Consider the following 12,003-nt stretch of genomic DNA (forward strand, 5'->3'; position numbering starts at 1 on the left):
TGATTCGTGGCGAAACAGTCCGTTGAAAGTGACGACCGACGCGATCATCGCCAAACGGCCACACTTGTCGTGTACTTGCAGACGAGACGCAAGCAAGGAGCACCGAGTATGTTAAAGCGGATCACCATGCCCACGGGCCCGGCACTTGCAGAGCCTGTTGACGTGGTCGGTATCCACTGGCCGGCACTGTGTTCCTGCCGCCGAGCCGGCCCTTCGCCTGACGACTGTATCGCTACTCATGCCGAGGTGTTGAGTGCCCTCGCGCCCCGGCCGTGCGACTGAGGCTACTGCCCACTGTTCATCGACGCCAACAAGGAGAAGTCCCGTGACGAACGACGATAAAGCCCAAGAGGCCAACGCGGGATCCGAGGGCATTCCCGCCCCGGATGGACCCGCCAATCTCATCGACACAGATTACGTGATAGGACAGGACAATATCACCGCCTCCAAGTTCGGGGTGGACATGGACCTGCATGGCAAGGTCTTTACCATCTCCTCCCTGGTGATTCTGTTCTTCGTAATCATCACCCTGGCGATGCAGAACCAGGTCGAACCGATCTTCAACGCCATTTTCAGCGTGTTGACCGGCAACCTGTCCTGGTTTTTCCTGCTGGCTGCCAATATTTTTGTGATCCTCGCGATAGTGCTGATCTTCACCCCCATGGGCAAGGTGAGAATCGGTGGGGCTCACGCCAGCCCTGATTTCAGCTATGCGGGCTGGTTTGCCATGCTCTTTGCCGCCGGGATGGGCATCGGCCTGATGTTCTACGGCGTTTCCGAGCCGATGACGCACTTCGGTACTGCCATGGGTGGTACCACGGTGGAAAACGGTGTACGGACCGACTGGGCACCTCTGGGCGCCGCCGCTGGCGACGAACAGGGAGCCATCTCGCTGGGAATGGCCGCGACCATCTTCCACTGGGGCCTGCATCCCTGGGGAATCTACGCCGTCGTCGCCCTGGCCCTGGCCATCTTTTCCTTCAACAAAGGCCTGCCGCTGACCATGCGCTCGATCTTCTACCCGATTCTGGGTGAGCGCATCTGGGGCTGGGCTGGCCATATCATCGATATCCTGGCGGTCTTCGCCACCCTGTTCGGGCTAGCGACCTCACTGGGGCTCGGCGCGTCTCAGGCCTCGGCGGGGCTCGGCTACCTGTTCGGGGTACCCAACACGGATGCCACCATGGTGCTGCTGATCATCGGCATCACGGTAGTGGCTCTGGGTTCGGTAATGCTGGGCGTCGACAAGGGTGTACAGCGCCTTTCCCAGGTCAACATGGCGTTGGCCTTCATATTGTTAGTGTTCGTGATTGCCGTCGGCCCAACCCTGATGATCGCCACCGGCTTCTTTGAGAATCTGATGGCCTACGTCGTCAACCTGCCGGCACTCTCCATGCCCTTCGGGCGCGAAGATGCCAACTTCAGCCAGGGCTGGACCGCCTTCTACTGGGCCTGGTGGATCTCCTGGTCACCGTTCGTCGGCATGTTCATCGCGCGGGTCAGCCGCGGCCGCACCGTCCGCGAGTTCCTGGTCGCCGTGCTGCTCGTGCCATCCGTGGTCTCGGTGCTGTGGATGACCGCTTTCGGCGGTACCGCCATCGACCAGTACGTCACCGACGGCTTCGAGGGTGTACAGAACGCGGCACTTGAGCTGCAGCTGTTCGAGATGCTCGGCCAGTTACCGCTGACCGCTATTACGTCCTTCATTGGTATCGTGCTGGTGATGGTCTTCTTCATCACCTCCTCCGACTCGGGCTCACTGGTGATCGACTCCATCACCGCCGGCGGCAAGGTCGACGCGCCCCGCTCTCAGCGCGTGTTCTGGTGCCTCATCGAGGGCGCCATCGCCATTGCCCTGCTGCTGGGCGGCGGCTTGACGGCCCTCCAGACTGCCGTAATTACCACCGGTCTCCCCTTCACGCTGGTGCTCCTGGCAGCCTGTTACGCCATCATCAAGGGCTTGATGAGTGAACCGAAGAGCGTCTGATGCGCCCTCGGCCACCCACTCGGCCATCATCTGACACTATCTGACCGAATCGCCCCGCCTTGCGCGGGGCGATCACGTTTCTGGTCCAGGTTTCTGGCCCGGGAAACGAAAACGCCGCCCATCGGGCATCCCGATGGGCGGCGTTTTTTGGCCGGCGAGGCTGACGTTATTCGGCGAAGGGGTTGCGCAGGATGATGGTCTCGTTGCGATCCGGCCCGGTCGAGATGATATCGATGGGCGTGCCCACCTGTTCCTCGAGGAAGCGGATATAGGCGCGGGCATTGGCGGGAAGCTCTTCGATTCGCTTCACACCAATCGTCGACTCGTTCCAGCCCGGCAAGTCCTCGTAGACCGGCTCGATCGCTTCATAACCCTCGGAGTCCACCGGCGCGTCGAGGACATCGCCATCCTTGCTGCGGTAGCCGACGCAGACACGAATGTTCTCAAGGCCATCGAGCACGTCCAGCTTGGTAAGACAGAGCCCCGACACTGAGTTGATCTGCACGGCATGGCGCAGTGCCACGGCATCGAACCAGCCACAACGACGAGCGCGACCGGTGGTGGCACCGAACTCATGACCCTTCTCGGCCAGGTGACGGCCATGCTCGTCGAACAGTTCGGTGGGGAAAGGACCGGAGCCAACCCGCGTGGTGTAGGCCTTGGTGATGCCCAGCACATAGTCGAGATACAGAGGCCCCACGCCAGAGCCGGTCGCAGTGCCGCCAGCCGTGGTATTGGAACTGGTCACGAACGGATAGGTACCGTGGTCGATATCCAGCAGCGAGCCCTGGGCCCCCTCGAAGAGGATGTTCTCGCCGGCCTTGCGCACATCGTGCACCAGGCTCACGGTGTCGCAGACCATGTCGCGCAGTTCATCGGCCATGCGCATGGCATCGTCGAGCACCTGCTGGAAATCCACCGCCGGCTCACCGTGATACTTGGTCAGCACGAAGTTGTGGTAATCCAGCACCTCACCGAGCTTGGAGGCAAAGCGTTCACGGTGCAGCATGTCGCCGAGGCGCAGGCCCCGACGCGCCACCTTGTCCTCGTAGGCTGGTCCGATTCCCCGGCCGGTGGTGCCAATCTTGGCCACGCCACGCGCCTTCTCACGCGCCTGGTCGAGACGCACATGGTAAGGCAGGATCAAGGGACAGGCCGGCGACAGGCGCAGGCGCTCGCGGACCGGCACGCCCTTGGCCTCCAGTTCGTGGATCTCCTCGATCAGCGCTTCCGGTGACAGCACCACGCCATTACCGATCACACAGGTCTTGTCGTCTCGCAGAATACCGGAGGGAATCAGGTGCAGAACCGTCTTCTCGCCATCGATGACCAGGGTATGGCCAGCGTTATGTCCGCCCTGGAAGCGCACCACGGCATCGGCGGATTCGGTCAGCAAGTCGACCACCTTGCCCTTGCCCTCGTCACCCCACTGGGTGCCCAGTACGACTACGTTCTTGCCCATAGTGTTTCGTCTCTCGTTGCTGCACGCCGGCGGTCGGCCGGAGTCGAATAAAACGGTTCGCCTGACATCAGGTCAGATCGCCGAAGGCCGGCAATGCCTCCACTCGCCAACCGTCATCGGCCGGCACCAGATGTCGCTGACAGTAATGTTGCTCGGGGCCGGTCCGCTGTCCCGGCAGCGCTTGGACGACGCGCTCGCCTCGCTGGCGCAGCTCCTTCACGGCCTCGGCCAGCCCCTCGCCCTCGGCCGGTGCCCAGATGCCATTACCACGGGACTCTCTCGGCGTCAGCGTGGCCAGCAGCTTGAGTTCCAGGGAAAAGCCGGTGGCTGGTCGGGCACGCCCGAAGGCACGCCCGGTATCATCGTAACGCCCCCCTTTGGCCAGGGCCTGGCCGTAACCGGGCACATAGGCGGAAAACATCATGCCGGTGTGGTACTGATAGCCCCGCAGCTCGGCCAGGTCGAAATAGAACTCGACCTCCGGGTGCTCGGCCATCACGCCACGATGCAGCGCCCGCAACTGGTCAAGGGCCGCTCCTACCGCCTGAGGCGCTTCAGCGAACACCTCTCGCGCCTCGTCGAGCACTTCGGGACCACCGTGGAGCGTTACCAGGGCACGGAACATTTCCGCCAGGGCCGGGTCGGTGACGCATTCGTCGACTCGGCTCGACAAGGCGCCCGGCGATTTCAGCTCGAGCGCCTTGAATACCGCGCGCTCCTGCTCCAGCGACAGCTCGGCGGCCTCCACCAGGCTACGATAGATGCCGATATGGCCGAGCGCCAGGTGAACCTCGCCGGCACCGGCAACGGACAGGCTGGTCAACGCCAGTCGCAGGACCTCGAGATCGGCCTCCAGGCCGGCGTGGCCGAAGAGTTCCAGCCCGACCTGAACCGGGCTGCGTCCGCCCTGGTACTGGTCGGCCTTGGCACGCAGCACATTGGCGCAATAGCACAGCCGCACGGGCCCCTGCCGCTTGAGGGAGTGGGCGTCCATGCGTGCCACCTGGGGGGTGACATCGGCGCTGGCCCCCATCATGCGGCCGGTCATCTGATCGGTGAGCTTGAAGGTCTGCAGATCCAGCTCGGTGCCGGTGCCGGTGAGCAGGGAGTCGAGAAACTCCACGGGAGGCGGCATTACCTGATCGTAGCCCCAGCCGTGATAGAGATCGAGCAGCGCCCGGCGCAATTCTTCCATGCGACTGGCCTGGGGCGGCAGCACTTCGTCCATGCCGTCGGGCAAGAGCCAGCGGTCAGCGATGGTCATGTCGTTCTTCCTGCAAGACAGTGGTTGGCCTGTGGCAAGCCTCGCGGCATGGCGGAACATAAAGCATGGCGGGAAGCCAGGGGAAGCTCGCCGAGTGTGGGGAGGCCACAAAAAAACCGGGCCACGCCCGGTTTACCGATTCTAGCACGTTTGACGTCGGGATGAACCCTGGCGCCGATGCCAGCCTGGCACCGACGCCCTTCTCGGTTCATCGCCGACATCAGCCGGCCAATCGGCTCATTCGTCGGTCGGTGTCGGACTCTTGAGGTACTGGAAGAAGTCGCTGGACGGATCCAGTACCAGCATGTCGCCGTCACCCTTGAAGCTGTCGCGATAAGCATCGAGGCTACGCCAGAAGGAGAAGAACTCCTCGTCCTTGCCATAGGCCTGCGAGAAGATCCCCGCTGCTTCGGCATCGCCTTCACCGCGCAGGGTTTCGGAACGCTCCTGGGCCTGAGCCAGCAGCACCTGGCGGCGCCGGTCGGCATTGGCACGGATGCGCTCGGCTTCTTCCTGCCCCTGGGCACGCCATTCGCGAGCCTCGCGCTCACGCTCCGAGCGCATGCGATCGTACACCGCCGAGGAGACATCCTCGGGCAGGTCGATGCGCTTGACGCGAATATCGAGAACAGCCACCCCAAGCTCATCACGCATCAACTCGTCGAGCTCCTGGGTGGGGCCGGTCATCAGCTCATCACGCTGCTCTGAGATGATCTGCTGCAGGTTCAGGCGACCGAACTCATTACGCAGACTCTCGTCGACCCGCGGCTGGATCAGGCGCACTGCCTGCAACTCGTCGCCGGCGGTGGCCTCATAGTAACGGGTCGGATTGACCACCTGCCACTTGACGTAGGAGTCGACGATCACCGCTTTCTGCTCCAGCGTCAGGTAACGGCTGGCGTCGGTATCCAGGGTCAGCACCCGGGTATCGAACTTGCGGATCGTCTGGGTAATCGGAATCTTGAAGTGCAAGCCCGGCTGGATGTTCTCTTCAATGATCTCGCCGAAACGCAGCTTCACCGCGCGCTCGGTCTCGTCGACCACATACAGGCTGCTGCTGGCCAGCCAGGCGACGGCCGCCAGGCCGCCGACGATGAGCAGGGAACGATTATTGATCATTTCAGCGACCCTCCCTGCGAATTCCGTTGCTGCTGTTATTGCTGCCGCTCGGGCTGGACGATGACTGGATGCTTTGCAGGCGTTCGATCAACTGCGGGTCCACCTCGGTCTCGCCGCCACTCGACTTGCTGTCGGAGCCACTGCGCTTGAGGCGATCCATCGGCAGGACCATCAGAGGGCTCTGCTCGCTGACGTCGACCATCACTTTCGGCGTCTCGCTGTAGACATCGGACAAGGTATCCAGATAGAGGCGTTCACGCATGATCGCCGGCGAATTCTGGTACTGGGTCAACAGGGCATTGAAGCGATTGGCCTGACCGCGCGCCTCGGCCACCACCGATTCGCGATAGCCCTGCCCCTGCTCGACAATGCGCTGGGCCTGACCCTGGGCGGCAGGAATCACCGCATTGGCATAGGCCATGGCCTGGTTGATGGTGCGCTGACGATCCTCGCGGGCACGAATCACGTCATCGAAGGCATCCTGCACGGCATCGGGAGGCGAGGTGGACTCGACGTTCAACGTCTGCAGCATGATGCCAGTGCCATAGCTGTCCAGGTAGGACTGCAGGCGGCTGTTGACCGAGCTGCCGAGGATCTCACGGCCCGAGGTCAGGATATCAATCATGTCGGTACCGCCCACCACGTGGCGCAACGCAGAATCCAGGGCATTTTCCAGGCTGAGCTCGGGGTCGCGCACATTGAGCACGTAACCGCGCGGGTCGGCGACCTGATACTGGGCCGATATCTCGACGGAGACGATGTTCTCGTCCTGGGTCAGCATCGACTGGGTCTGGCTGACCGAACGCACCCGGGTCACATTGACCATGTGCACGTCATCGATCAACGGCGGATTCCATTGCAGGCCCGGCGTCACGGTTTCCTGATACTTGCCAAAACGCAGCACCACGCCACGCTCGGACTGATCGACCAGGTAGAAGCCCGAGGCGGCCCAGACTGCCACCGCCACGATCAGCAGCAGACCCGGCAACGCGAAAATATTGCGCGGCTTGCCACCGCCGCCGGAACCGCCACCATTGCCACCGCGCTTGCCGCGACCGCCCAACATGCCATTGAGCTTGTTCTGAAATTTCTTCAGGGCCTCATCGAGGTCCGGGGGACCCTGATTGCCGCCCCCCTTGCCTCCATCATTGCCGTTGCCACCACGGCGGCCCCCACCACTCCAAGGGTCATGCTGGTTGCCGCCACCGGGCTCATTCCAGGCCATACGTCGTCTCCACTATGCGTTGCGTACCGCCGCATCGCGACGGGCATCATTGCGATCCTTGTAGCGTCACCGATGTTGGCGGACACCGGTCGACGCCCGAAGGCGACTCACTGTTCCCAGACGGGACCTTCCTGCAACTCCTCCGGCAGGTAATCGTTGGCGCTCTCGCCAAGACGTGCCATCAGTTGCAGGAAATCACGTCGCGGCAGCCGTATCTCGAGCAGGGTATGCCCCTGCTCGTCGAAGCGTTCATCGCGAACCGCCCCTAATTCGTGCAGGCCAGCCCGCAGTTTGCCCTGGGTAGGTGCCAGGGTGATGTCAAAATCGATGATATCGTCGGCCAGGCACTCCGAAAGGGCCTGTTCGAACAACTCCAGTCCCCGGCCATCGCGGGCCGACAACCACACCGCCTCGGGCCGGCCCTCGACGTTGCGCTCGATGCGCGGCGCGCTGTCGAAAAGATCAACCTTGTTCATCACCTTGAGCGTCGGTACATCGAGCGCACCGATCTCATCGAGCACCTCCTCCACCTGGCTCACGTTGAGGTCGCGATCCGGGTCCGCGGCATCAATCACATGAACCAGCAAGCTCGCCTCGGCGGCTTCCTGGAGAGTTGCCTGAAAGGCTTCGACCAGCTTGTGAGGCAGATGCCGGATGAAGCCCACAGTATCGGCCAGCACCACCGGCCCCACATCTTCGACCTCGAGACGTCTCAGGGTGGGGTCGAGGGTAGCGAACAGCTGGTCCGCCGCATAGACCCTTGACTCGGTCAGAGCGTTGAACAGTGTCGACTTGCCGGCATTGGTATAACCGACCAGCGACACGCTGGGAATCTCGGCGCGCGAGCGAGCGCGGCGATTCTGGCCACGCTGGCTGCGCACCTTGTCCAGGCGCTTGTGAATGGCCTTGATACGGCCACGCAGCAAGCGACGGTCGGTCTCGAGCTGGGTTTCCCCTGGGCCGCGCAGGCCGATACCGCCCTTCTGCCGCTCCAGGTGGGTCCAGCCACGTACCAGCCGAGTCGACATGTACTCCAGCTGTGCCAGCTCCACCTGCAACTTGCCCTCATGGGTCCGCGCCCGCTGCGCGAAGATATCCAGGATCAGTCCCGTGCGATCCAGCACACGACACTTGAGCGCCTGTTCGACATTGCGCTCCTGGGAGGGGCTGAGGGCATGATTGAAGATCACCAGTTCGGCCTGGTGAACCGCCAACGCTTCGCGGACCTCTTCCACCTTGCCCGAACCGATGAAGAAACGCGGATCGGGCCGACCTCGACTACCGGTCAGCAGCGTGGCCGGCTCCGCACCGGCCGAGCGTACGAGCTCGAGAAATTCTCCGGAATCCTCGCGTTCGCTTTCGTCCTGGAAATCCACATGGACGAGTACCGCCGTCTCACCGGCGTCGGGACGTTCGAAAAACAATCAATACCTCACACGTTGCTATCCGGCTGCTCGGACACATCGGTCGTCGGCAGGCGCACATTCCGCGATGGCACCACCGTGGAGATGGCGTGCTTGTAGACCATCTGGCTGACCGTGTTGCGCAGCAGAATGACAAACTGGTCGAAGGACTCAATCTGGCCCTGCAGCTTGATGCCGTTGACCAGGAAGATCGACACCGGAATGCGCTCCTTGCGCAAGACGTTCAGGTATGGATCTTGAAGGGACTGTCCTTTGGACATGTTGCTCTCCCTAATTATCTCTTATGGGGTTAATAGTGTTATTGGGTGCCCACCTCATTTCCCGAGGTGGCACTCTTGCCCGGTGGAGCCCGATCGACCGGTCTCATGGAACGCTCATCTTACGCTAACTGCTGAATTCACGCACCAATTTCAAGACGCGATCGAGTGGCTCGCCGGCCAGGATGTCGACCCAATGCAGTTCTGGCCAGCCACGCATCCAGGTCAACTGACGCTTTGCCAGCTGCCGCGTGGCAACAATTCCCCGGCGCTTCAGCGCCTCTCGGTCGCCCTGTCCTTCCAGGAACTCCCAAGCCTGACGATAGCCCACGCTCTTCATCGCCGGTAGCCTCGCATGCAGGTCGTGCCGAGCCTTCAGGTTGGCCACCTCTTCGATGAATCCCGCCTCGAGCATGGCATCGAAGCGCGTCGCTATCCGTGAGTGCAACACACTTCGATCGGCCGGAGCGAGCCCTATCGACAGCACTCGCCAGGGAAAGGTTTCCGAGCCTTGCTCATCCCAGTGTTCGGTGAGTGGGCGCCCGCTGATTCGATAGACCTCCAGCGCCCGCGTCAGGCGCTGGGGATCGTTGGGATGAATGCGTCGTGCCGCACGCGGATCGACGCGAGCCAATTCTTCATGCAGCTCGGCCAGCCCGCGTCTTTCGACTTCCCGATCCAGTTCGGCCCGGATCGCCGGATCCCCCGATGGCAGATTAGGCTCGCCCCCCCAGAGTCGTTGGTAATACATCATGGTTCCACCTACCAGCAAGGGCACGCGTCCGGCTTCGGTGATGCGGCTCATTTCGCGGCGCGCATCCTCGCGAAACGCTGCCGCCGAATAGGGGTCGGCCGGGTCGCGGATGTCGATCAGGCGATGAGGGGCCCTCGCCAGCTCCGCCGGCGATGGCTTGGCACTGCCGATGTCCATGCCACGATAGACCATCGCCGAATCGACGCTGATCAGTTCGCAGCCCAACCGCTCGTGCAGGGCGATGGCCATGTCGGTCTTGCCCACGGCAGTCGGCCCCATCAGAAAGATGGCCGGCGGGCGAGTGTCACTCATGAAGTCTCCGTCGGATCACTGGCCTCTCAGGAACAATCGATCCAGTTCCTTGAGACTCATCTCGGTCCAGGTGGGACGGCCATGGTTGCATTGGCCACTGCGCTCGGTGCGTTCCATGTCACGCAGCAGCGCATTCATCTCTGCTGTCGTCAGCTGGCGGTTGGCCCGCACGCTGCCATGGCAGGCCATGGTCGACAGCAGTTCGTTGATATGGGCTTCGAGTCGGTCGGAACGTCCGTAACGCTCGAGATCGCTCAGCATGTCGCGCACCAGCAGCTCGACATCGGCATCGACCAGCAAGGTCGGCACCTGGCGCACCAGCAGCGTCTCCGGGCCGGCCACGTCGAGCTCCACGCCCAGTCGCGAGAAGGCATCACGCTCGGCCTCGGCAGTGGCCACCTCGGCGGCGCTGGCTGCCAGGGACACCGGCACCAGCAGCGGCTGAGCCTGCAGGCCGCCTTCGTTGCCGGCGGCGCCATGCACCTGCGTCTTCATGCGTTCGTAAACGATACGCTCATGGGCGGCATGCATGTCCACCACCACCAGGCCACGCTCGGTCTGGGAGAGAATATAAATGCCATGCAACTGGGCCACGGCATAGCCCAGGGGCGGCGCCTTGGTGGCATCTTCCTCCGGCATCGCTGCCGCGCTGGATGCCGCCACGGGCGATGCCTCACGCTCGGCCAGTGCCACCTCGGCGGCATTGCCGCCCGCTCCTGGCGCGGATGGCTGCGGGGTCAGCAGGCTCTCTTCGTGATCCGGGTGCAGGGCGCGATACCCCTCCATGAAGGCCCGCACCCGATCCGGCGTCACCTTCTGTTCGCCACTTTCGTCGCGCCCGTGCAGCGCCATCGGCTGTTGCTGCCAACGCCCGGCGGACTCGGCCACCTCGCTGACTGCCGACGCTGTCACCTGCGACGCGCTCTCCCCGGCCGGCGCCTCTTCCGTCACCGCTCCCTCTCCCGGCTGGCCGGCACGTGCCTCGCCAAGCGCCCGATGCAAGCTGGAGAACAGAAAGTCGTGCACCATGCGGCCATCGCGGAACCGCACCTCGTGCTTGGTCGGGTGCACGTTGACGTCCACCACCGTGGGGTCGACCTCCAGATACAGCACGAACACCGGATGCCGGCCGTGGAAGAGCACATCGCGATAGGCCTGACGAATGGCATGGGCCACCAGTCGGTCGCGCACGACCCGGCCATTAACGAAGAAGTACTGCTGGTCGGCCTGGGCCCGGGAATGGGTCGGCAGGCCGACCCAACCCCACAGGCGCAGACCGCCGGTCTCGATATCCAGGTGCAGAGCGTTTTCCAGGAAGGCCTTGCCGAGCAGCGCCTGCAGGCGCCGCTCGTGACCGATCAGATCACCACCCGGGCTCAACTGGTGGATGGTCTTCTGGTTGTGGCGCAGCACCCAGCCGAGGTCCAGGCGCGACAAGGCCTGACGGCGGAAGGCTTCCTCCACGTGACCGAACTCGGTCTTCTCGGTGCGCAGAAACTTGCGGCGTGCCGGGGTATTGAAGAACAGGTCACGCACCGTCACCGACGTTCCGCGCGGGTGCGGCGAGGGCGTGACCCGAGGCTCCATGCGGCGCCCTTCCACCACCACGCGCCAACCGCACGTCGGGTCGTCCTCGACATTGGACATCAACTCCAGGCGCGACACCGAACTGATCGAGGCCAGCGCCTCGCCCCGAAAGCCCAGGCTTGCCACGCCCTCGAGGTCGTCCAGGGAGGCGATCTTGCTGGTGGCATGACGCGACAGGGCTAGCGGCAAGTCCTCCTCATCGATGCCAACGCCGTCATCACGCACCCGGATCAGCCGCGCCCCACCGGACTCCAGTTCCACCTCGATGCGTCGGCTACCAGCGTCGATAGCGTTCTCGACCAGTTCCTTGACCACCGAGGACGGCCGCTCGACCACCTCGCCAGCAGCGATCTGGTTAGCCAACCGCGGATCGAGAACCTGGATATGCTGTCTATCTGTCATATCACTCCTTCCGGAAGCCAAGAGACGCGAGACGCGAGACGCGAGACGCGAGACGCGAGACGCGAGACGCGAGACGCGAGACGCGAGACGCGAGCAGGGTGGTGTCATCGCCCTTTAAGCCGTCAACCCTTCAGCTCGTAGCTCGTAGCTCGTAGCTCGTAGCTCGTAGCTCGTAGCTCGTAGCTCGTAGCTCGTAGCTCGTAGCTCGTA

Annotated in this window: 9 protein-coding genes; 1 reads left to right on the plus strand and 8 read right to left on the minus strand. The window is 63.1% G+C overall.

Features of this window, described 5'->3' with window-relative positions:
• The first annotated feature begins 325 nt into the window (after positions 1-325).
• Positions 326-1,987: a BCCT family transporter gene (locus FZZ93_RS02895; protein WP_149320813.1), complete on the plus strand. Its 1,662-nt coding sequence runs from the start codon at positions 326-328 to the stop codon at positions 1,985-1,987.
• 166 nt (positions 1,988-2,153) lie between these two features.
• On the opposite strand, the gene FZZ93_RS02900 is transcribed toward FZZ93_RS02895, so the two are convergent.
• The 8 genes from FZZ93_RS02900 to mutL form a co-directional block, all read right to left on the minus strand.
• Entirely contained in the window at positions 2,154-3,449 is a 1,296-nt protein-coding gene (locus FZZ93_RS02900; RefSeq protein ID WP_149320814.1) for an adenylosuccinate synthase, read from the minus strand.
• A 67-nt stretch (positions 3,450-3,516) separates the two neighbouring features.
• Positions 3,517-4,713 carry an ATP phosphoribosyltransferase regulatory subunit gene (locus tag FZZ93_RS02905; protein ID WP_149320815.1) on the minus strand — a complete coding sequence of 399 codons (1,197 nt, stop codon included), beginning with the start codon at positions 4,711-4,713 and terminating at the stop codon, positions 3,517-3,519.
• Between the two features lie 237 nt (positions 4,714-4,950).
• Entirely contained in the window at positions 4,951-5,832 is an 882-nt protein-coding gene (gene hflC, locus FZZ93_RS02910; protein WP_149320816.1) for a protease modulator HflC, read from the minus strand.
• A gap of 1 nt (position 5,833) precedes the next feature.
• On the minus strand, positions 5,834-7,057 hold the full coding sequence (gene hflK, locus FZZ93_RS02915; RefSeq protein WP_149320817.1) for an FtsH protease activity modulator HflK: 1,224 nt from the start codon (positions 7,055-7,057) through the stop codon (positions 5,834-5,836).
• A 107-nt stretch (positions 7,058-7,164) separates the two neighbouring features.
• Positions 7,165-8,481: a ribosome rescue GTPase HflX gene (gene hflX, locus FZZ93_RS02920; RefSeq protein ID WP_149320818.1), complete on the minus strand. Its 1,317-nt coding sequence runs from the start codon at positions 8,479-8,481 to the stop codon at positions 7,165-7,167.
• An 8-nt stretch (positions 8,482-8,489) separates the two neighbouring features.
• Positions 8,490-8,741, minus strand: coding sequence for an RNA chaperone Hfq (gene hfq, locus FZZ93_RS02925; protein WP_149320819.1), 252 nt, complete (start codon positions 8,739-8,741; stop codon positions 8,490-8,492).
• Between the two features lie 124 nt (positions 8,742-8,865).
• Complete coding sequence (miaA, locus tag FZZ93_RS02930) at positions 8,866-9,804, minus strand: tRNA (adenosine(37)-N6)-dimethylallyltransferase MiaA (protein ID WP_149320820.1); 939 nt, start codon at positions 9,802-9,804, stop codon at positions 8,866-8,868.
• Positions 9,805-9,819: 15 nt separating this feature from the next.
• On the minus strand, positions 9,820-11,793 hold the full coding sequence (gene mutL / locus FZZ93_RS02935; protein WP_149320821.1) for a DNA mismatch repair endonuclease MutL: 1,974 nt from the start codon (positions 11,791-11,793) through the stop codon (positions 9,820-9,822).
• Between the last annotated feature and the right edge of the window lie 210 nt (positions 11,794-12,003).

The organism is Halomonas eurihalina, from assembly GCF_008274785.1.
Taxonomy (GTDB): domain Bacteria; phylum Pseudomonadota; class Gammaproteobacteria; order Pseudomonadales; family Halomonadaceae; genus Halomonas; species Halomonas eurihalina.

What these genes read in the sequence shown, in the direction of transcription:
- FZZ93_RS02900 (WP_149320814.1), bottom strand. Translation starts at nt 3,449, where the DNA reads ATGGGCAAGAACGTAGTCGTACTGGGCACCCAGTGGGGTGACGAGGGC.
- FZZ93_RS02905 (WP_149320815.1), bottom strand. Translation starts at nt 4,713, where the DNA reads ATGACCATCGCTGACCGCTGGCTCTTGCCCGACGGCATGGACGAAGTG.
- hflC (WP_149320816.1), bottom strand. Translation starts at nt 5,832, where the DNA reads ATGATCAATAATCGTTCCCTGCTCATCGTCGGCGGCCTGGCGGCCGTC.
- hflK (WP_149320817.1), bottom strand. Translation starts at nt 7,057, where the DNA reads ATGGCCTGGAATGAGCCCGGTGGCGGCAACCAGCATGACCCTTGGAGT.
- hfq (WP_149320819.1), bottom strand. Translation starts at nt 8,741, where the DNA reads ATGTCCAAAGGACAGTCCCTTCAAGATCCATACCTGAACGTCTTGCGC.
- miaA (WP_149320820.1), bottom strand. Translation starts at nt 9,804, where the DNA reads ATGAGTGACACTCGCCCGCCGGCCATCTTTCTGATGGGGCCGACTGCC.
- mutL (WP_149320821.1), bottom strand. Translation starts at nt 11,793, where the DNA reads ATGACAGATAGACAGCATATCCAGGTTCTCGATCCGCGGTTGGCTAAC.